At 72.8% G+C, this 20,459-nt stretch carries 13 protein-coding genes, 1 pseudogene and 1 CRISPR repeat array; of the genes and pseudogenes, 13 read left to right on the top strand and 1 reads right to left on the bottom strand.

The features are described 5' to 3' along the window. Positions 1 to 237 (top strand): annotated as a pseudogene (locus ACFRMQ_RS19900) (hypothetical protein); the annotation flags it as partial. Positions 238 to 588: 351 nt separating this feature from the next. Further along, the gene (gene cas3, locus ACFRMQ_RS19895) at positions 589 to 3,480 is read left to right on the top strand and encodes a CRISPR-associated helicase Cas3' (protein WP_380731797.1); all 2,892 of its coding nucleotides are present in this window, start codon (positions 589 to 591) and stop codon (positions 3,478 to 3,480) included. 183 nt (positions 3,481 to 3,663) lie between these two features. Here the strand turns inward: cas3 and ACFRMQ_RS19890 are convergent, their stop codons facing one another. After that, entirely contained in the window at positions 3,664 to 3,972 is a 309-nt protein-coding gene (locus ACFRMQ_RS19890) for a hypothetical protein (protein WP_380731796.1), read from the bottom strand. 404 nt (positions 3,973 to 4,376) lie between these two features. On the opposite strand from ACFRMQ_RS19890, the gene casA reads away from it, so the two are divergent. From casA to ACFRMQ_RS19835, 11 genes are all read left to right on the top strand, one after another. Beyond that, positions 4,377 to 6,086: a type I-E CRISPR-associated protein Cse1/CasA gene (gene casA, locus ACFRMQ_RS19885; RefSeq protein ID WP_380731795.1), complete on the top strand. Its 1,710-nt coding sequence runs from the start codon at positions 4,377 to 4,379 to the stop codon at positions 6,084 to 6,086. Then, positions 6,076 to 6,696 (top strand): type I-E CRISPR-associated protein Cse2/CasB, encoded by a 621-nt coding sequence (gene casB, locus ACFRMQ_RS19880; protein WP_380731794.1) that lies wholly within the window; start codon positions 6,076 to 6,078, stop codon positions 6,694 to 6,696. The genes casA and casB overlap by 11 nt, the downstream gene beginning before the upstream one ends. Before the next feature lie 68 nt (positions 6,697 to 6,764). Next, complete coding sequence (gene cas7e / locus ACFRMQ_RS19875; protein WP_380731793.1) at positions 6,765 to 7,898, top strand: type I-E CRISPR-associated protein Cas7/Cse4/CasC; 1,134 nt, start codon at positions 6,765 to 6,767, stop codon at positions 7,896 to 7,898. Then, the gene (gene cas5e, locus ACFRMQ_RS19870) at positions 7,898 to 8,749 is read left to right on the top strand and encodes a type I-E CRISPR-associated protein Cas5/CasD (protein ID WP_380731792.1); all 852 of its coding nucleotides are present in this window, start codon (positions 7,898 to 7,900) and stop codon (positions 8,747 to 8,749) included. The genes cas7e and cas5e overlap by 1 nt, the downstream gene beginning before the upstream one ends. A 5-nt stretch (positions 8,750 to 8,754) precedes the next feature. Then, a complete protein-coding gene (cas6e, locus tag ACFRMQ_RS19865) occupies positions 8,755 to 9,528 on the top strand; it encodes a type I-E CRISPR-associated protein Cas6/Cse3/CasE (protein WP_380731798.1) in 774 nt (257 codons plus the stop codon). Between the two features lie 3 nt (positions 9,529 to 9,531). After that, positions 9,532 to 10,554 carry a type I-E CRISPR-associated endonuclease Cas1e gene (gene cas1e / locus ACFRMQ_RS19860; protein WP_380731791.1) on the top strand — a complete coding sequence of 341 codons (1,023 nt, stop codon included), beginning with the start codon at positions 9,532 to 9,534 and terminating at the stop codon, positions 10,552 to 10,554. Then, positions 10,551 to 10,829: a type I-E CRISPR-associated endoribonuclease Cas2e gene (gene cas2e, locus ACFRMQ_RS19855; protein ID WP_380731790.1), complete on the top strand. Its 279-nt coding sequence runs from the start codon at positions 10,551 to 10,553 to the stop codon at positions 10,827 to 10,829. Before cas1e ends, cas2e begins: the two co-directional genes overlap by 4 nt. A gap of 18 nt (positions 10,830 to 10,847) precedes the next feature. Continuing rightward, positions 10,848 to 11,791: direct repeats of the CRISPR family, unit length 29 nt; unit sequence GTCGGCCCCGCGCACGCGGGGATGGTTCC. A gap of 861 nt (positions 11,792 to 12,652) precedes the next feature. After that, positions 12,653 to 12,928 carry a DUF5988 family protein gene (locus ACFRMQ_RS19850; RefSeq protein WP_380731789.1) on the top strand — a complete coding sequence of 92 codons (276 nt, stop codon included), beginning with the start codon at positions 12,653 to 12,655 and terminating at the stop codon, positions 12,926 to 12,928. Positions 12,929 to 13,142: 214 nt separating this feature from the next. Beyond that, positions 13,143 to 13,565: a nuclear transport factor 2 family protein gene (locus tag ACFRMQ_RS19845; RefSeq protein ID WP_380731788.1), complete on the top strand. Its 423-nt coding sequence runs from the start codon at positions 13,143 to 13,145 to the stop codon at positions 13,563 to 13,565. 369 nt (positions 13,566 to 13,934) lie between these two features. After that, entirely contained in the window at positions 13,935 to 17,099 is a 3,165-nt protein-coding gene (locus tag ACFRMQ_RS19840; RefSeq protein ID WP_380731787.1) for a type I polyketide synthase, read from the top strand. 22 nt (positions 17,100 to 17,121) lie between these two features. Then, positions 17,122 to 20,459: SDR family NAD(P)-dependent oxidoreductase (locus ACFRMQ_RS19835; protein ID WP_380731786.1), on the top strand; the 3,338-nt coding region annotated here is incomplete at its 3' end.

The raw sequence follows: 20,459 nt of genomic DNA, 5'->3' as shown, positions 1-20,459 counted from the left end.
GGCCGGCAGGTCACCTTCGGTCCCGACCGCTGCAAGCGGCGCCACCACGTCGAACGGTGCTTCCAGAAGATCAAGACCTGGCGCGGCCTGGCCACCAGGTACGGCAAGAGCCCGGAAAGGTACACGGCAGGCCTTCACCTCCGCGGATCGATCATGTGGCTGAAGTCCCTGGCCTCGGCTCCCGCTGAGAGACGGGGTCCATGGCGGAGCAACCCCCGCGAGCGCGAGGCCGACTGAATCTCGACCAGCGGAACGGCCCCGAGCGGGGAGCAACCCCCGCGAGCGCGAGGCCGACGGAGGGGTTCACATGAGCAGCACCGCAGGCACGGAGCAACCCCCGCGAGCGCGGGGCCGACACGGTCGGCGGGTGGGCCGCCCTGCTCCTGGGGGAGCAACCCCCGCGAGCGCGGGGCCGACACTTCCTGACCTGCAGCGATTCGCCTCAGATGGCGCCGACTGATTCAGTTCGATTCGACAGAAGGTCCATAGCATCTCTCCTGGGTGATAGTCATATCTTTTTGCAGGCAAGCCAATTGTCAGTGCCACACCCTAGGCTCCCGAAGCGTACTCGCACGTGGAGGTTGGGCGATGGCTGAGGACCGCTGGCAGTGGTACCCGCCCAAGGTCAAGGGCTGGCTGGGCGTGTTGTGGGGGAAGTCGGCCGGGCGGGCCGGAGGTTCGGCCAACCTCCTGCTGTCGCACATGCTGGACACCGCTGCGGTGGCGGAGGTCGCCTGGGACCGCTACCTGCCGCCCGTGACGAAGCGGCGCCTGGATGACGTCGCGGGCGGTCGGGGGAAGGGACGGCGCCTCTTCGCCTGGCTGTGCGGGATCCATGACTACGGCAAAGCCGTCCCCGCCTTCCAATACCTGGACCCCGACTTGGCGGACTCCGTTCGCCGAACAGGCCTCTCATGGGACAAGTTCGCGGTGAAATCCGCGTCCTGGCGGCACGACAAGGCCGGTGGCCGTCTGCTGCGCGCGGCGCTCGCCAAGGCAAGGTGGGCGGAGGAACAGGTCGACTGGGTCTGGCCGTTGGTCGCCGGCCACCACGGACGCTTCCCCACGCTGGGCCAGCTGCGGCCGAAGAAGGAGGACCTCCAGGGGAAGGGGCCTTCCTGGAAGCTGGCGCAGTCGGCGCTGGTGGAGGTGTTCTCCCGGGAGTTGGGTTTCGAGGGGGAGTCGCCGCTGGCTGCGGTAGAGCCCGCTCTGGTGCCGGGCCGTGCGGTGCAGCTCCAGCTGTCCGGCCTCGTGGTGATGGCGGACTGGATCGCCAGCGACGAGCGGCACTTCGCCGGGGTTCCGGACCTCGCGGAGGTGACGATCACTCAGGCTCGGCGGCGGGCCGCCGCGGCGTGGTCGAGTCTAGGGTTGCGCGGCGGGTGGGGGGTGCTGCCGACTCCCGGCCCGGAGGCGTTCCGGGACCGCTTCGGTCACGGGACCCGCCCGTCGCAGGAGTTGGTGCTCGACGTCGTGCGCCGGATGGGCGGGCCGGGGCTGGTGATCGTCGAGGCGCCGATGGGGGAGGGGAAGACGAAGGCCGCGCTGGCGGCGGCGGAGCTGCTGGCCGCCCGGTACGGCCTGGACGGGGTGTACCTGGGCATGCCGACCCAGGCGACCGCGGATCCGATGTTCACCCAGGTCCGCGCCTGGCTGCGCAACGTCGAGGAGGGGCTGGAGGACCAGGTCGCGCTGCTCCACGGCAAGAGGATGTTCAACAAGGAGTGGCGCGGCCTCCTGGAAGGCGCGGGGGAGTGGGGCCAGGACGCAGACTCCCGCTACTCGACCGTGGATGAGTACGGCATGCGGTCCGATTGCTTTGACGGCTGCGAGGGCGAGGGCGGAGAGCGCAGGGCCCCCGCCGAGTGGTTCCTCGGCCGTCGCCGTGGCTTGCTGAGCCCGTTCGTGGTCGGCACCATCGATCAGCTGCTGTACGCCGCGACCCGCACCAAGCACGTGATGCTCCGGGTGGCCGGCCTGGCGGGCAAGGTCGTGGTCCTCGACGAGGTCCACGCCGCCGACGTCTACATGTCTCAGTTCCTGCTGGAGGGCCTGTGGTGGCTCGGGCAGGCAGGAGTGCCGGTGGTGCTGCTGTCGGCGACTCTGCCGCCCGAGCAGCGCCGCCGCCTGGTCGCTGCCTACCTGGCTGGTACCCGGTCGGCGGAGGTGTCGGAGGATCTCGACCTTCCCGAGCCGAAGGGCTACCCGAGCGTGACGGCGGCCTGGTCGGGGCAGGACGGGAAACCGGAGCGGCTGGTCGAGGACACCGACCCCTGGCGCGCCGACCTCCAGGTGCGGGTCGAGGTCCTCGACGAGCCACCGACACCGACGGATTCCCGGACCTCGGAGGAGGACACCGGTCCGGCGGACACCGTCGCCGACTACCTGCGGGAGCGCCTGGTCGACGGCGGATGCGTCCTGGTCATCCGCAACACCGTGGCCCGCGCCCAGGCCACCTTCGAGGCCCTCCACAAGGAGTTCGGCGCCGACGTCCACCTCCTGCACGGGCGCCTGCACGCAGGTCACCGGGCGGACCGCACGCAGGAGGTGCTGCACCTCCTCGGCCCGCCCGAAACCGGCGTCGAGCGGCCCGGCAGGCTGATCGTGGTCGCCACCCAGCTCGCGGAGCAGTCCTTCGACGTCGACGCGGACCTGCTGATCACCGACCTCGCGCCGATGGACCTGCTCCTTCAGCGCATCGGTCGCCTCCACCGCCACGACGGTGTGAAGCGCCCCGCCCTGCTGGCGCAGCCCACCGTCGCCATCACCGGCATCCACCTCGCCGACGACCGCGAGCCGCAGATCCTGCGCGCCTCCGAGGGGATCTACGGCCGCTACCTCCTGCTCCGTACGGCGGCTGAGGTCAAGCGCGCGGCGGAGGCCCGCGGAGGGGCATGGAGCGTCCCCAGCCAGGTGCCCGAGCTGGTCGCCCGGGCGTACGGCGCCGATCCCGTCGTTCCGGCTGAGTGGGCCGAGGCCGAGGCGCGGGCCTGGCAGGCCTGGGAGGTGAGGCAAGCGGAGCGTCGCGCGAAGGCCGCGGAGTACGTGCTGACCCGGGCCGGGGAGCACGGGTCTCCGACACTGGCCGGGCTGCACTTCGGGGGCCACGGCACGCTGACCGAGGGGCAGTTCGAGGCGCTCGTCCGGGACGGTGACCGAAGCGTGGAGGTCGTCCTGGTGCGCCGGATCGGGGAGGACGACTTCCGGGCGATGACGGGCCGCGGCCTCGGGCCGAACGGCGAGGTCGCGGCCGAACTGGTGGACGACGTGCTCTGCGGCACGGTACGTCTTCCCACCAAGCTGACCGAGGCGGCCGAGCAGGCACTCGGTCCGCTGCCGGGTTGGCGGGACCACCCGTGGTTGCGGTACAGCCTGGCCCTCGAACTCGACGCGCAAGGCGAAGCGGTCCTCGGTGATGTCCGAATGCGCTACGACGACTTGCTCGGCCTCGTGGTGAGCGGAGGCCAGCCGTACTGGTAGAGCGCGGAGACGGAACGGCGCGGTGCCGTTCCGTCCCCACCACCCCAACCCCGCGACCGCGGGACCAACTCGTGGAGCTGAGCTACACCAGGGCGATCCCCGCGAGCGCGGGGCCGGGTGGGGAACGGGCCTGTCAGTAGCTGCAAGCTCAAGCCCCAAGAGTGTGCTGGTCGCGACCAACGCCTACTGGTGATGCCGGGAAGTGAACCGATGGGGTTGCCTGCGCCGCGAAAGAGCAGACGGCCCGCCGCCTGACTGGCTCATCTCAGTGCGACCGCCAACGGCATGGGGGGTGAAGCCAATGATGATCAGGACGATGACAGTAATCACCAGATTGGCATTCTGGCCGAGCGCGCCAGCAGTTGCGCCCTTGACTACACAGGCTGCGACGGCCGTGGCCAGGGCTGCCACACCCTTGTTCTGATGCTGATGACGTGCAACGATGTTCAGGATGCTGGCGTGGACGCGGGCATCACGGATTGGGAGCGACACTGGTCCTCCTAGTTTGATTTGCGAACGGGCGCCCCATTCAGCTTCCTAGGGCAAGGGGCGCCCTTTCGTCGTTCCGGTGAGACCACAGTAGCGTACGTCCGGCACAGCTTCTCGATCTGACGAACAGTCAATGCGTATTGTTTTTTCTGGAGTTGAGCTACACCGTTGTGGCCGAGGCGCTCGACGGAGGGCATCTGTGTGCTGGGTCAAGCGCCTGACGGCCCGTCCTCGCGACTGGCGGGCCTGATGTGCGGCCGACGCGCGTGCCTCACCATGACTGTCCAGGGCCGTAACAGCTTCCCAAACCCGCTTGGCTGATGGGTAATTGAATCAACGCTCCACACCGGGCGGTGCTCGATGCCAGGATGTCACTGAACCAGCAAGGCCGGTTGGGAGAACAGCGCATGCATGGGTACAACCTTGTCGACGAACTGTGGCTGACAGTGTGCCCCGGCGGCGGGCCTCCCGTGCAGCTGGGGATCGTCGAGGCCCTGGCCAGGTCCCACGAACTGGCAGGCCCTGTCGTCGAGTTCTCCACCCAAGCGCCTGCCGTCCTGCGCCAGGTTCTGCTGCCCGTCGTCGCCCATGCCGTCGGCGCGCCTCAGACCCTGCGGGAGAAGGGCGAACGGCTCACCCAAAAGGACGGGTTCACGAAGGGCGAGCTGGATAGCCTCCAGACCTACCTCGACGAGCACCGCGCGAAGTTCGACCTCTTTGACCCCGTAGCCCCGTTCGCGCAGGTCGCGGGACTGCGCACCGCCAAGGACGAGACGAAGGGCGCCGCCGCCCTCGTGGCGACCGCGGCGAGTGGGAACAATGTCCCGCTGTTCGCCAGCCGTACGGACGCGGATCCGCTCGACTTGACACCGGCTCAGGCCGCCCACTGGCTGGTGCACGCCCACTGCTGGGACACTGCGGCGATCAAGACCGGCGTCGTCGGAGACGACCGGGTCAAGGCGGGTAAGACGACGGGGAACCCGACCGGTCCGCTCGGCCAGTTCGGCATTATTGTTCCCATTGGACGCACTCTGTACGAGACCCTCCTGCTGAACCTCCCGGTGACCCCGCCCAGTGTCCTCGGCGTCCCGCAATGGCTGCGGGCCCCCCACGGGCCGGCTTGGACGTCGCGCGCGGCCGACGGCCTGCTCGACCTGTGGACCTGGCAGGCCCGGCGGATCCGGCTCATCCCGCACCGGGACGAGGACGGCCGACTGAGGGTCGCCCGGGTGGTCATCAGCGCGGGCGACCGCCTCACACCCATGCCGGAACAGGAACCGCACACCGCCTGGACGTTCAGCGCGCCCGCGAAGAAGTCCGCGTCGGCCCTGCCCGAACGCAGGCCGCGCCGGCACACCCAGGGCAAGGCCGCCTGGCGGGGTCTGGATGCCCTCCTCGCTCCGACTCGTCAGAGCTCCGACGGCTTCGAGACCAGCATCCTGCTCGACGAGGTCAGCGCCCTGCGGGAGATCGGCAGACTCGACGCCGGCTTCCCGTTGCAGGCCGAGACGTTCGGCATGGTCTACGGCACCCAGTACTCCGTCGTCGAGGACGTCATCCACGACGCGATCCCGCTGCCCCTGCTCGCCCTCCACCAAGACAGCGAGGCCCACCAGCTCCTCCTGGACGTGGCCGAACAGGCGGAACAGCTCGCCCAGGCCGTCAACAACCTCTCCGCCGACCTGCGCCGGGCCGCCGGAACGGACCCCATCCCGTGGGACAAGGGCCAGCGCCCCGGAGAACTCCTCCTGCACACCCTGGACCCCCTGGTGCGCCGCCTGCTCACCGGCGTCCGCGACGCCGGCACCGACGAGGACATCCTGGACCGGGGCAGGCTCGCCTGGGAGGAACTCGCCCACCGCCGCGCCCGGGCTGCGGCGAACCAGCTCCTGCTGGCCGCCCCCGCAACCACCTTCCAGGGCCGTGTCCTCACCCCGGCCGGCAAGGAGGCCAAGCCGCAGACCTACCGGCTCGGCACTGCCGGCGCCAACTTCCGGCGCCGGCTCGACGAGATCCTTCCCCGCTACGCCGACGCCCTCCGGGAAGCGGCCGCCACCCAGGAAGCCGAGACCGGACCCGACCCCGAAGCCGACCCCGGAGCGGACCTTGACGACTGAGCACACCACCGCCAAGCGGCGCCGGTACTGGGACGAGCACACCGCCCTCGACCACACCTGGCGCCTCGACCACCGCACCAAACAGCCGCTCCGGCCCCCGGGCGAGGACCTGGCGGCCATGCGCTCGGGCCTGGGACGCCCCGTCATGGACAGCCCCAAGATGTGGCCCTTCTACAGCTGCGAGGTCGACGACGACCTCGCCCGGCACGACGAGGTCTCCGACGAGCAGAAGGCCGAGCACGCGGCCCTCGCCCTGTACGGACTCCACCAGCAGAGCCAGTCCTCGCCGATGCACCGCCGCGGCGTCAAGCTCGGCGAGGCCCTGCTCGCCCTGCGCCGCAGCGGCAAGTTCAGCGAGGACGCGCTCGACACGCGCGTCGCCCAACTCGCCGGCGCCACCAGCGTGTCCTCGCTGCTGGTCCACCTGCGCGGCCTGACCACCCAGCTGCGCACCGTCGGACAGCCGCTGGACTACAACCACCTGATGGCCGACATCCAGGCCTGGCACCACGCCGACCGGCGCCCGCAGGTCCGCCTCAAGTGGGCCATCGGCTACCAGGCCTGGAAGGACAACGACAAGGACAAGGACAAGGGCCCCGCCGATAGCTGACCGCACCGGCGAACAGCCGCTACCCCGGCACACCCCACCGCCCACCGCCACCCTTCGAGGAGAAGCGCATGACCGACCGCCTCTACATCGACGTGCACATCCTGCAGACCGTCCCGCCGGCGAACCTCAACCGGGACGACAACGGCAACCCCAAGGAGGCCTACTTCGGCGGCAAGCGCCGCTCCCGCGTCTCCTCCCAGGCCTGGAAGCGCGCCACCCGCGTCCACTTCGCCGAGAGCCGCGACCGGCAGGACCTCGCCACCCGCACCAAGCGGATCGCCGCCCAGCTCGCCAAGGGCATCGCCGAGCGCGGCGGCGTCGCGGCAGAGGACGCGAAGCGGATCGCCGACGCGCTGATCAAGTCGACCGGGATCTCCGCGGGCAAGAAGGACGGCGACACCGCCTACCTCCTCTTCTACGGGCGCCGCCAGCTGGACGGCATCGTCGCCCTGGTCACCGACACCGCCGCCGACCTCGCTGCCCTCGACGCCAAGGCCCTAGACGAGGCGGTCAAGGCCCTGCCGGTCAAGGAGCAGCTGCAGACCGGCCACCCGGCCGACGTCGCCCTCTTCGGACGGATGGTCGCGGACATCCCCGGCCTGAACGTGGATGCCGCGACGCAGGTCGCGCACGCGATCTCCACCCACGCCGCCGAACTCGAATTCGACTACTACACGGCTGTCGACGACGAGAACACCGCCGACGAGACCGGTGCCGGAATGATCGGCACCATCGGCTTCAACTCCGCCACCCTCTACCGCTACGCGACCGTCGGCCTGCACCAGCTGCGGGAGAACCTCGGCGACGACAAGGCCGCCGTCGACGCCGTCGACCTGTTCGTCGACTCCTTCGCCCGTTCCATGCCCACCGGCTACGGGAACTCCTTCGCGCACCGCACCCGCCCCAGCCTGGTGGCCGTCGTCGTGCGCGCCGACCAGCCGGTGAACCTCGTCTCCGCCTACGAGAACCCCGTCCCGGCGAGTCACGGCATCGTCGCCGAGTCCGCGTGCCGCCTCGCCGGGGAGTTCGCCACCGCCACCGAACAGTGGGGCGACAGCCCGTTGCACGTCGGGATCTGCCACACCCTCGGTACCGACGAGACCGGGCAGCGGCTGGCGGAGGCCTTCGGCGCGAACCGCACCTTCCCCGAACTGCGCGACGGCCTGCGGACCGTCCTCACCGAGCGGGTGAACGACAACTGATGCCCGCCGACCCCACTCCCGCACCGGCCGCGGACGAGGAACACGCGGTCCTCGTGCTGCGCTTGGCCGGCCCGCTCCAGTCCTGGGGCGACCGCAGCGCGTTCAACCGCCGCGACAGCCGGCCCCAGCCGACGAAGTCCGGCGTCATCGGTCTGCTCGCCGGGGCCGCGGGCCGTCCGCGCGAAGCGGACATCGGGGACCTGGTCGGTCTGCGCCTGGGCGTGCGCATCGACCAGCCCGGTACGCTGCTGCGCGACTACCACACCGTCAGCGATTACCGGGGCCGGCCGCTGCCCCAGGCCGGCGTGAACGCCAAGGGCGTCCAGAAGCCCACCTCCCCGGCCAAGGACACCCACGTCACCCACCGCTACTACCTCCAGGACGCGGTGTTCGTCGCCGCCGTCCAGGGCCCGGCCGCCCTCGTCGAGGCACTCGCCGAGGCGATCCGCCGCCCTGCCTTCCCACTCGCCCTCGGCCGGCGCTCCTGCGTCCCCACCCAGCCGATCGCCCTCGGCGCGGTGCGCGACGGGACCCTGGAGGACATCCTGGCCGATGAACCCTGGCAGGCCGGCCATGCCGCCAAGAACGCCTACCGCCGCCGCGCCGAACGGGGCCCGGAGCTGTTCTCCCCCCATCGGATCGACCTGGCCGCGACCTTCGACGACCCGTCGGGCGACGACACCCTCCAGGACGTCCCCCGCTCCTTCGACCCCCGCGAACGAGGGTTCTCCACCCGGCGGATCCGCCACGCCTGGCTCGACGTCCCCACAGGACTCCGCTCCTCCGCCACGACCGTCCAGCCGGCCGCCGCGACCGCCGGCCACGACCCGTTCGCCCTGCTGGGCTGGTGACCCCGATGACCTACCTCTCCCGCGTCCGCATCAACCCCCTGCGCGCGGCCAGCCGCACCCTGCTCGCCAACCCCCGTGCCCTGCACGGCGCCGTCACCGCCGGAGTCCCCGACATCGCCCCCGGCGACCGGATCCTGTGGCGTCTGGATACCGACCACCCGCGCCGCCCCATGCTGCTGGTCCTCACCCCCTCCAAGCCGGACTGGACCCACATCGTCGAACAGGCCGGCTGGCCCGACGCCGAAGGCGAGCACTACGCGATCCGCGACTACAGCCCGCTACTCGACCAGCTCGCCGTCGGCCGCGAGTTCGCCTTCCGGCTCAAGGCCAGCCCCGTGCAGAACACCTCCAAGCCCGACAAGGCGAGCCCGCACCGCACCAAGACCCCCGACGAACTCCACCACCGCTCCTACCGCATGGCCCACCGCACCGCCGCCCAGCAGCTCACCTGGTTCCTGGACCGCACCGACCGCTGGGGCTTCACCATCCCCGAGGCACGCACCGACGACCCGGCGCCGGGCCTCGAACCGTCGGCCCCCGACGGCCCGGCCGACGCGCGAACCGCCCGGGAGGTGAGGATCACCGACCGCAGCCGCAGCACCTTCACCAAGCCCGGCACCCGCACCCCGGTCACGCTCACCACCGCCACCTTCGAGGGCCGACTGCGCATCAGCGACCCGGAACTGCTACAGGCGGCGCTCCTCGGTGGCATCGGCCCGTCCAAGGCCTACGGGTGCGGCCTGCTCACCCTCGCCCCGCTGCCCGCCGGAGCGCGCTGACCGATGGCCGACATCTGGTGGAAGGCCCACCCCCACGACCTGCACCGCCTCGCCGAGCGAGTCTCCAGCGTCTACGTCGAGCGCAGCCACATCGACCGCGACGAGAACGCCGTCGTCGTCATCAACAAACGCGAGACCGTCCGCGTCCCCGCCGCCATGGTCGCCGTGATGCTGCTCGGCCCGGGCACCCGCATCACCCACGGGGCCGTCAACCTCCTCGCCGACTCCGGGACCACCGTGTGCTGGGTCGGCGAGCAGGGCGTGCGCATGTACGCGGCCGGCCTCGGCCCCAGCCGCGGCGCGGGTCTCCTCAACCGGCAGGCGTGGCTGGTCAGTCGGACGAAGGAACGCCTGGCCGTAGCCCGGGCCATGTACCGCATGAGGTTCCCCGGCGAGGACGTCGGCACCGCCACCATGCAGCAACTGCGCGGCCGCGAAGGCGCCCGCATCCGCAAGCTCTACCAGGCCGAATCCCGCCGGACCGGCGTCCCGTGGAACGGCCGCGTCTACAAGGCGGGCGACGCGTATGCCGCGGGCGACGACCTCAACCGCCTGCTGTCAGCGGCCAACGCCGCGCTCTACGGGATCTGCCACGCCGTCATCACCGGGCTGGGGGCCAGCCCCGGCCTCGGCTTCGTCCACACTGGGCTGGCAACCTCGTTCGTCCTGGACATCGCGGACCTCTACAAAGCCGAATACACCATCCCCCTCGCCTTCGACCTCGCCAAGCAGGGCCACACCGAGGAACGCGACGCCCGCCTCGGCCTGCGCGACCGCATCGCCCAGGACAAGCTGCTGGGTCGCATCGTGCACGACGTCAAGGCACTCCTCAGCCCGGACGGCACGGAAATGCCCGACGTCGAGGTCAACGAACTCTGGGACGAACGCGTCGGTGCCGTCCAAGGCGGCGTCAACTGGTCAGGCTCCGAAGGCCCATCCGCGCCCGCCGCGTCCGACCCCGGAATGGGCGATGAACACCTGGCCATCATCGGCCCGGAGTTCACCCAGGACACGAGCAGCCCATGACCGTCATCATCCTCATCGCAGCCCCCGAAGGCCTACGCGGACACCTCACCCGCTGGATGGTCGAAGTCAACGCCGGCGTCTTCGTCGGCACCCCCAGCCGCCGCATCCGCGACCGCCTCTGGGAAGTCCTCGCCACCCGCATCGGCGACGGCCAAGCCGTCCTCGTGGAACCCGCCACCAACGAACAGGGCTGGACCGTCCGTACGGCGGGCAAGGACCGCTGGAAGCCCGTCGACTTCGACGGACTGATTCTCTCGGCCCGCTCCCGCCGATAAACCCGCAGGTCACGAAGTGTCGGCCCCGCGCACGCGGGGATGGTTCCGAGATGCGCGCGCTGGGCTCGGGTTATGTCGAGTCGGCCCCGCGCACGCGGGGATGGTTCCGAGCCGAGGAGCTGGGTGTCCATGGTGCGGGTGTCGGCCCCGCGCACGCGGGGATGGTTCCTCCCGGCCGCATGGCGGGATTTGGGGTACTTCGTCGGCCCCGCGCACGCGGGGATGGTTCTCTCCAGTCCCCGCCCAGTTTCACGCCGGGCAGGTCGGCCCCGCGCACGCGGGGATGGTTCCACCCGGGCCGTGCGCGACTCCGGCGCCCGGACGTCGGCCCCGCGCACGCGGGGATGGTTCCGCGGAGAGTAGGCGCAAGTTCCCCGTGTCGATGTCGGCCCCGCGCACGCGGGGATGGTTCCCCGGTACTTCGGATGGACGGAGAGCATCATCTGTCGGCCCCGCGCACGCGGGGATGGTTCCCGGTACCGGTGCTGCGGCACGTGGTGTCACCTGTCGGCCCCGCGCACGCGGGGATGGTTCCCGCCTACCAGCCCGGCGGGCCTGGACATCACCGTCGGCCCCGCGCACGCGGGGATGGTTCCGGGGGTTCCGCCGCCGACGGCGGTCACTCGTTGTCGGCCCCGCGCACGCGGGGATGGTTCCTGATGCACCACCGGCGGCATGTCCGGCTCCGCGTCGGCCCCGCGCACGCGGGGATGGTTCCCTGCCCGTCGCCCTGGTGGTCACCGGCGCCGGGTCGGCCCCGCGCACGCGGGGATGGTTCCCCCCGGCCCACTTGCCCGTGGTGGGAATGGTGGTCGGCCCCGCGCACGCGGGGATGGTTCCCGGCAGGTCCAGATCGACATCACGCCGGAGCGGTCGGCCCCGCGCACGCGGGGATGGTTCCTGGGCTGCGACGGCGGTGAGTTGGTGTTCCTTGTCGGCCCCGCGCACGCGGGGATGGTTCCCGGAGTCCGAAGGGGCGTGAGTGGTGCGGCAGCGTCTCGGTGGCCTCCGGGGGCTGTTCGCGGTCTCTGTCACGACGAACCGCTCGAAAGCGGCCAAGGATCCTGCGGACTGGATGCCCTCGGCAGCGGGCTTTGCTTACTGTACGTATGGCTGATGCCACCACTTATCACCCCTTGACACGGCCCAACCGGGGCGGAATTGTGGTTTTCGTACGTATTGCTCGTTGTCGACAGGGTGTTCCGCTGCAGAGTCATCACTCTCCGTGCGTGAAGCCCTCGGGCCCGGGCCTTCGGCCTTCGGTCTCCGGGTTTCGCGCCGGGGGTGCGATGTCGCGCTGATCGCGGATGTCGCGCAAGTGGGGTCTCGTGGACACCGGTCTTTCCGCGTGCGAAGCACTGTGGTGCTGCGGGCGCTGCTCCGCTCCGGCGTCGATGCCGGAAGGGGCCCCGCTGCCGTACCGCTGGTCGTTCGGAGAACTGGGCGATGTGGATCCCGAGTTCGCCGAGCGGATGCGTTGGGGTGCTACCCGGTCTCCGACGTCCCGGGCGTTCGCCCGCGCGCCGGTCGGGATGGGCCCGGCGTCTGGGTCGACCCGCAGTACCGGCTGTTCCCGGAGGCCGTCTGGAAGGCGTTCAAGCCTTCCGGGTCCCCTGGCGGACCGGAGTGGCACCCGGACCGGTGCCGGCACGGCTGACTGCCTGTCGCACACCCGGCCTGGGGCGGACGGTGGCACGTCGACGGAGTCGGCGCGCTCCCCTTCCCGGGGTTCGACTCACTGACGGGACTGGAAGTGCGCAACCGGCCCGAACACGGGCACCGGCCGACGCACTCCGGACCCGTCCGGATCCTCACCTGAGGGAATGAACGAACGATGGACAGATTCACCGAGCCCCACCTCGTCGGGGGGGGCGCCGAGCGCCGGCGGGCCCCCCCCCCCCCCCCCCCCCGCGCCCCCCGGGGGGGGGGCCCCCCCGCCGCCCCGCCCCCCCCCGCCGCCGCCCGTCCGCGAGGACGCCGTCCGGCTGACGTACCGCTGGCGCAACGGCTACGAGCACTACGAGCGCGAGGAGCGCACCGCCGAGGCCGAGCACGAACCGACGTATCGGTGGGCCTACCACACGACGATCGCCGAATGACCTGCCCGGCAGGCCGGCGCAGGACCGCGCCCGCCGTCGGGGCCCGACCCCGCCCCGACGGCGGGCCCGCGCCGAGGAACGCGTACGCAACCGGACCGTCACCATCCGTCAACACCTGAGCGGACCAGCCGACCGATGCTTCCTCGTCCGACCGCTCGGCCGCCGGACCGCTCGATGAGCACCTCTCCCGCCGCTGTCGGACAACGGAGGAACCATGAACATCCCGGCAGAACGAGACGAACTGTTCCGCACCTGGGCGCGTGCCGTGTGCGCCGGCGACCTCGAAGCGTACTTGTCGTGCTACGCCGACGACCTGCGTGTGGAGGACCTCGCCACGGAGATCGTGGTGGAGGACAAGCCCGGGCTCCGCAAGGTCGGAGAAGTCTGGTTCACCGCGTTCCACGATCACCGGCTCACCCTCGACGGCTACCTCCTGGGGGAGGACGGCGACATCGGCACCAAGTGGACGCTCTCCGCCACAGTTGTCGGACACTTCCCCGGCCTCACCGAGAACGCGGTGATGGGCCGTCGCTTCACGAAACACGGGCTGAGCGTCTTCACCTTCTCGCCCGACGGGTGTTTCCGCACCGAGGTCGCCTACTGGAACCTCGCCACCGTCATCCGGCAGATCACCTGACCGACCGGTGACCGCCCCGGGAGCTCGGGCCGGTCGAGGGCGGTCGAGGACGGTCGGCGGCCCCTCCCGCCTGTCCGGGCCCGCCGGGGTTTCAACGCTTTCACACATCGACCAGCTCGGGAGTCTAGGCCGCCTCGGCAGAATCGTGCATCGTTTCCCATATCGGCGGTTTCGCTTCGGAAGCCGTACCGGCCCGGACGGGCAACGGTGATCGCCGGTCCTGCCTGACAGCGGGTCTTCGCCCGGTCGCTCTCCGGGCACGCCGTCGAGGCGTGAGCACCGGATTTTCCAGCACCTCGGTGACCGGGTTCTGTCGCACCCACCGCCGCGGCCTCCGCGAATGGGGCCTCCGCGAAAGGAGCGGTCCTGATGTCCACCGAATCGTCCACGGCCGCGTCGCCCGGCGGGCAGACGCGGGTCCCGATCGCCATCGTGGGGATGGACTGCCGCTTCACCGGGCCCGCGACGACCCCGGAGGGGCTGTGGCGGATGCTGACGGCGGGCGAGCACTCGGCCACGGGGCTGCCGCGGGACCGCGGTTGGAAGCTGGAGGGGCTCTACGACCCGGACCACACCGTCGAGGGCACCACGTACGTGCGCGCGGCGGGCTTCCTCGACGACGTGGCGGGCTTCGACGCCGAGGTGTTCGGGATCGGCCCGCGCGAGGCGTCCGCGATGGACCCGCAGCAGCGGCTGCTGCTGGAGAGCACCTGGCACGCGCTGGAGCGGGCGCGCATCGCCCCGAGGAGCCTGGACGGCAGCCGCACCGGCGTCTACGTGGGGATGAACGACAGCGGCTACGGCCGGCTGACCGGCAACGCCCCGTCCGGACTGGAGAGTTACCTCCTCACCGGTACGCAGGCCAGTGTGGCCTCGGGAAGGATCGCCTACGCCCTGGGGCTGAACGGTCCGGCCCTCACGGTGGACACCGCCTGCTCGTCCTCCCTGGTGGCCCTGCACCTCGCCGTGCGGGCGCTGAGGGCCGGCGAGTGCGACGTGGCGATCGCCGGCGGCGCCACCGTGATCGCCTCGCCCGAGCAGCTGAAGTGGTTCTCCCGGCTGAAGGTGTACGCCGCGGACGGGCGGTGCAAGGCCTTCGCCGCCGAGGCGGACGGATTCGCCCCGGCCGAGGGCGTCGCCGCGGTGGTGCTGATGACGTTGGAGCGTGCCCGGGCGGCCGGGTACCCGGTGCTCGCCCTCGTGCGCGGCAGCGCGGTCAACCAGGACGGGGCCAGCGAGCGGCTGACGACCCCGAGCGGGCCGGCCCAGCAGGCCGTCATCCGTGCCGCGCTGCGCGACGCCGGCCTGGAACCGGGGGACGTCGGGGTGGTCGAGGCGCACGGCCCGGGCACCCGCGCCGGGGACCCGGTGGAGGCGGCGTCGCTCCAGGCCTGCTACGGCCGCCACCACACCCCCGAGGACCCGCTGTGGATCGGCTCGGTGAAGACGAACATCGGGCACACCACCGCCGTCGCGGGCCTGGCCGGCGTGGTGAAGATGGTGCTGGCCCTCCAGCACGAGCACCTGCCCGCCACCCTGCACGCGGAGAACGCCACACCGGCCGTCGACTGGAGCGCGGGCACGGTGCGGCTGCTGCGCGAGCCGCGGCCCTGGCCGCGCGGGCCGCGCCCGCGCCGGGCCGGGGTCCTGGCGTACGGCATCAGCGGCACCAACGCGCACGCGGTGCTGGAGGAGGCGCCGGCCGACCTGCGGACCGCCGCCCCCGGACACCAGGGCGAGCGAGACGGGGCCGAGCACGACAGGGCCGGGAAGGCCGGGAACGGCAGGACCTGGAAGGACGGGGCCGGCGTCTGGCTGTGGCCGCTGTCCGGAGCCGGCGAGGAGGGCCTGCGGGCGCAGGCCGCCCGCCTGGCGCGGCACGTCCGCACGATGCCGACCGTCGACCCCGCCGATGTGGCCTGGTCCCTGGCCACGACGCGCAGCGCGCTCCCGTACCGCGCCACCGCGGTCGGCGGCGGTGTCGACGAGCTGCTGGACGGGCTCGACGCCCTCGCACGGGGAGAGGCGTCCACCGCGGTGGTGAGCGGAAAGGCCCTGCCCGGCACGGCCCCCGTCTTCGTCTTCCCCGGGCAGGGCGCCCAGTGGCCGGGCATGGCGGCGGCGCTGCTGGAGGCCTCGCCCGTCTTCGCGTCTGCCCTGCGCGCCTGTGGCGCGGCCCTGCGGCCGTGGCTCGACGTCGACGTCGTGGACGTCGCGTGCGGGTCTCCCGGCGCACCGCCCCTGGAGCGGGCCGAGTACGTCCAGCCCGCCCTGTTCGCCGTGTACGTGGCGCTCGCCGAGCTGTGGCGTGCGCACGGCGTCCGGCCCGCGGCGGTGATCGGGCACAGTCAGGGCGAGATCGCCGCCGCGCACGTCGCCGGGGTGCTGTCCCTGGAGGAGGCGGCTCGCGTCGTCGCGTTGCGCAGCCGGGCCCTGCGGCACCTCACCTCCCGGGGAGGGATGGTCTCCCTGGCCGCTCCCGCCGCGACGGCCGCGCTCCTGATCGCCCCCTGGGCGGGCCGGGTGGAGGTGGCGGTGGAGAACGGCCCGGCGGCGACGGTGGTGGCCGGGGACGGCGACGCCCTCGCGGAAGTGCTGGGGCGCTGCGCCCGCGAGGGAGTGCGCGCCCGGCGGCTGCCCGTCGACTACGCCTCCCACAGCCCGCACATGGAGGAGGTCCGCGAGGAGGTCCTCGGGCTGCTGGCGGACGTGGCGTGCGGGCCCGGCCACACTCCGGTGTTCTCCGCGACCCTGGGGCGCCGGGTCGACCACACCGTGCTGGACGCCGGGTACTGGTACCGCAACCTGCGGGAGACGGTGCGCTTCGACGCGGCCGTGCGGGAGGCGGTGGCCGCCGGGCACCGGCAGTTCGTCGAGGTCTCCCCGCATCCCGTCCTGGCCTCGGCCGTCGCCGACATCCTGGCCGACGCCGGCGTCGAGGGCGCGGTGGTGCCGACCCTGCACCGGGACCGGAGCGGCGCGACGGCCTTCGCCACCGCGCTCGCCCGTGCCAACGCCTTCGGTACGCGGCTGGACTGGGGCGCCCTGTGCCCCGGGGCGCGCACCGTCGACCTGCCCGTCCACGCCTTCCGGCACCGCCGCCACTGGCTGCCCCCGGAGCCGGCCGGGACCGGCCTGCGGGACGCGGGCCTGGACCCCGTCGGCCACCCCTGGCTCGCGGCGGCGGTCGACCTGCCGGACGGCGGCACCGTGTTCACGGGGAGCCTGTCGCTGTCCGAACACCCCTGGCTCGGCGGCCACGTCGTGCACGGCACGGTCCTGCTGCCCGCCACCGGCATGCTGGAACTGCTGCTCCGGGCGGCCGACCGGCTCGGCTGCGAGCGCCTGGAGGACGTCGTGCTCCAGGCGCCCCTCGCCCTGCCCGCCGACGGCGCCGTCGACGTCCGGGTGAGCTCCGCCCCCCGGGCCGCCGACCGCCACGCCCTGACCCTGCACTCCCGTACGGCCCTGGGACGGTGGACGTGCCACGCCCAGGCCACCGGTGCGGGGGCCGTCGAGACAGCACGAGGATGACCGACCGAGGATGTGGGAACACATGACGACCTGGCCGCCCGCTTCGGCGGAAGAGGTCCCCGTGGACGGGCTCTACCAGGACCTGCACGCACGCGGTTACGTCTACGGCCCGGAGTTCCGCCTCCACGGCCTGTGGCGCGACGACGCCGGATTCCACGGCGAGACCGCGCCGAACGGCCATGGCGGCGCGGACGCGGCCCTGTTCCAGCTCCACCCGGCGCTCATGGACGCTGCCCTGCACCCCGTCCTCCTCGCCCTGCGGCGGGCGGAGGGGGAGGAGGACGGGACGGGGGAGGAGGGGGAGGGAGCCGCAGAGGCCGACGGGGAGCACCGGACGCTCCTCCCGTACTCCATCGGCTCGGTGCGGCTGTACGCCCGTGGGGCCGGTGCCCTGCGCTCCACCGTGACCGCCACGGCGGGCGGCGGCTTCGACGTCCGCGTCACCGACCTCGCGGGACGGACCGTGGCCGTCGTCCACGACCTCCAGCTACGGCCCACCACGACCCGGGCCCTGCGCGCGGCGCTCGCCGCCGCCGAGCCCAGCGTCTTCCGGATCGCCTGGCGGCCGCTGGCCGAGCCCGCCTCGTCGGAGGACGGCTCCCGGTGGGCCGTCGTCGGGCCCGGCCGGGACCTGCCGGGAGCGGCACGCTTCCCCGACCTCGCCCGCCTGGCGGAGGCGCTGGACGCCGGGGCGGCCGCGCCCGACGCCGTCCTGCTCGACCGGCGCGTCACCCCGGACGGCCGCGGCACCACCGTGCGGGCCGGCGAAGTCCACCGACGCCTGTCCGCGCTGTTGGACGAGCTGCAGCGGCATCTGGCGGACGAGCGGCTCCACGGGACACGGCTGGTGGTCCTGGTCCGAGGTGCCCACAGCGTGCGGTTCGGCGATCTCGTGACCGATCTGCCCGCCGCCGCCTGCGCGGGACTGATCCGCACGGCGCAGCGGGAGAACCCGGGCCGGTGCCAGCTGATCGACCTCGACGACGGCCCGGTGCCGATCCCCGCGCTGGCCGCGGGAATCGCCGGCGGCCAGCCGACCGTGGCGCTGCGCGGCGGCACCGCCTACGTGCCCCGCCTGGTCCTCCCCGACGACGGCGACCTGATCTCGCTGCCCGCCGACGGCAGGCCCTGGCGGCTGGTCCCCTCGCGCAACGGCACGCTGGACGGTGTCGCGGCCGCTCCGGCCCCGGACGTCCTCACGCCGCTGGAGCCCGACCAACTCCGCGTCCGGGTCCACGCCAGCGGGCTGAACTTCCGCGATCCGATGACCGCGCTCGCCAAGGTGGCCGGTACGGCCATCGGGTGCGAGGTCGCCGGGGAGGTGGTGGCCGTCGGGGCGCGGGTGTCCGGTGTGCGGGTCGGCGACCGGGTCGCGGCCTTCGCCGGCATCGGCTGCCGGGACGGCCTGCACGCCTCCCTCGCGGTGGTCGACCGCCGCTCGGTGTTGCCGGTGCCCGCCCACTGGAGCGACCAGCAGGCCGCAGGGGTCACCGGCGTCTTCGTCACCGCGTACGAGGCGCTGGTCGGGCGGGCCGCGGTGCGCAGGGGCGAGAAGGTGCTGATCCACGCCGCCGCCGGCGGATTCGGCATGGCGGCCGTCCAGCTGGCCTCCCATCTGGGTGCCGAGGTCCACGCCACCGCCTCCCGGCCCAAATGGGCCCTGGTGGAGTCCCTCGGCATTCCCGCGCACCGGATCGCCGACTCGCGGAGCCTGGACTTCGAGGAGCGGCTGCGCTCGGCGACCGGCGGCACCGGGTTCGACGTGGTCGTCGGCAGCCTCGCGGGTGACTTCGTGGACGCCTCCCTGCGGCTGCTGCGCCCGGGCGGCCGCTACGTGGAACTGGGCAAGACCGACATCAGGGAGCCCGAGGCCGTCCGCGCCCGGTACCCGGGGATCGCCTACCACGTCGTCGACCTGCTCAGCGCGCCGCCCGACCGTCTGGGGGTGATCGTCGGGAAGCTGAGCGCGCTGTTCGCCGCCGGTGCCCTGCGGCCGCTGCCCACCCGGTCCTGGAACGTCCGCCACGTCCGCCCGGCCATGCGCCACCTCAGCCAGGGCCGCTCCACGGGCAAGCTGGTCCTCACCCAGGGGCCCGAGCGGCTGGGCCCCGCCGGCACCGTCCTGATCACCGGCGGGGCCGGGACGCTCGGCGCGGTCCTGGCGAGGCACCTGGTCACCACCCACGGGGTGCGCCGGCTGGTCCTCGTCGGCCGCCGCGGTGCCGCGGCCCCGCACGCCCGGCAGCTGGCCGAGGAACTGTCGGCGCTCGGAGCCGACGTCGAACTGCCGGCCTGCGACGCGGCCGACCGCTCGGCGCTCGCCGAGGTCCTCGCGGCCGTCCCGGCGCAGCACCCGCTGAGCGCCGTCGTCCATGCGGCGGGTGTCCTCGACGACTGCCTGGTCGCCGACCTGACCCCGGAACGGCTGCGGACCGTGCTGCGCGCCAAGGTCGAGACCGCCCTCAACCTGCACGAGCTGACCCTCGGGGGCGGCCTGCGGGCCTTCGTGCTCTACTCCTCCATGAGCAGCCTGCTGGGTTATCCGGGCCAGGCCAACTACGCGGCCGCCAACGCCTTCCTGGACGCGCTGGCCCACCACCGGCGGGCCCTGGGACTGACCGCCACCTCCGTCAACTGGGGTTTGTGGGAGCAGGCCAGCGGCATGACCGCCCATCTGACGCGCACCGACCTGCGCCGGGTCGAGCGCCACGGTCTGCTGCCCCTGTCGACGGCGCGCGCCCTGGCCGGCTTCGACCTGGCACTGGAACTGGACGAACCGCAGCTGGCCGTGGCGCCCATGCCGTCCGTCGTCGCGGGGGAACCGCTCTCCGACCTCTTCACCGACCTGGTGGCGCACACCCCGCGGCGCGGCGCGGCACCGGCCGCGACCGCCGGCGGGAGCGCCGTGGCGGAGAGCGACCCGGAGGAGGCCGCCCGGCTCCTGCGCGCCCGGCTCCTACGGCTGGAGCCCGACCGGCGCGCCGAGCGGCTCGTCGCCCTCGTCCGCGCCCACACGGCGACCGTTCTGGGGCACCCCGGCCCCGAGGCGGTCGACGCCGAGACGACGTTCCGCGCCGCCGGACTCGATTCCCTGGCGTCCACCGAGCTCCGCAACCGGCTCGGCGCCGCCCTGGGCGTCCGGCTGACGGCGACGGCCGTGTTCGACCACCCCACCCCCGCCGCACTGGCCGGCCACCTGGACCGGGTGCTCACCGAGGCCGGCCCCGGGGCCGGCCCCGCGTCCGCCCCCGCCGACGGACGGCACGCCCGGCCGGACGGGGAGGACGGCGACCTGGTCACCTCCTTCCTCACGGCCTGCAGGGCCCGGCAGTACGAGCGGGCGGGCCGGCCGGTGGAGCT

This window comes from Kitasatospora sp. NPDC056783 (assembly GCF_042789895.1).
Classification (GTDB): Bacteria; Actinomycetota; Actinomycetes; order Streptomycetales; family Streptomycetaceae; genus Kitasatospora.
The sequence above is the reverse complement of the archived record's forward strand: the minus strand, read 5'-3'. Positions and strand labels throughout refer to the sequence as shown.

Bases quoted from the DNA above. Each gene is read 5' to 3' on its own strand.
- cas3 (WP_380731797.1), top strand. From the start codon at position 589: ATGGCTGAGGACCGCTGGCAGTGGTACCCGCCCAAGGTCAAGGGCTGG.
- casA (WP_380731795.1), top strand. From the start codon at position 4,377: ATGCATGGGTACAACCTTGTCGACGAACTGTGGCTGACAGTGTGCCCC.
- cas7e (WP_380731793.1), top strand. From the start codon at position 6,765: ATGACCGACCGCCTCTACATCGACGTGCACATCCTGCAGACCGTCCCG.
- cas5e (WP_380731792.1), top strand. From the start codon at position 7,898: ATGCCCGCCGACCCCACTCCCGCACCGGCCGCGGACGAGGAACACGCG.
- cas6e (WP_380731798.1), top strand. From the start codon at position 8,755: ATGACCTACCTCTCCCGCGTCCGCATCAACCCCCTGCGCGCGGCCAGC.
- cas1e (WP_380731791.1), top strand. From the start codon at position 9,532: ATGGCCGACATCTGGTGGAAGGCCCACCCCCACGACCTGCACCGCCTC.
- cas2e (WP_380731790.1), top strand. From the start codon at position 10,551: ATGACCGTCATCATCCTCATCGCAGCCCCCGAAGGCCTACGCGGACAC.
- ACFRMQ_RS19850 (WP_380731789.1), top strand. From the start codon at position 12,653: ATGAACGAACGATGGACAGATTCACCGAGCCCCACCTCGTCGGGGGGG.
- ACFRMQ_RS19845 (WP_380731788.1), top strand. From the start codon at position 13,143: ATGAACATCCCGGCAGAACGAGACGAACTGTTCCGCACCTGGGCGCGT.
- ACFRMQ_RS19840 (WP_380731787.1), top strand. From the start codon at position 13,935: ATGTCCACCGAATCGTCCACGGCCGCGTCGCCCGGCGGGCAGACGCGG.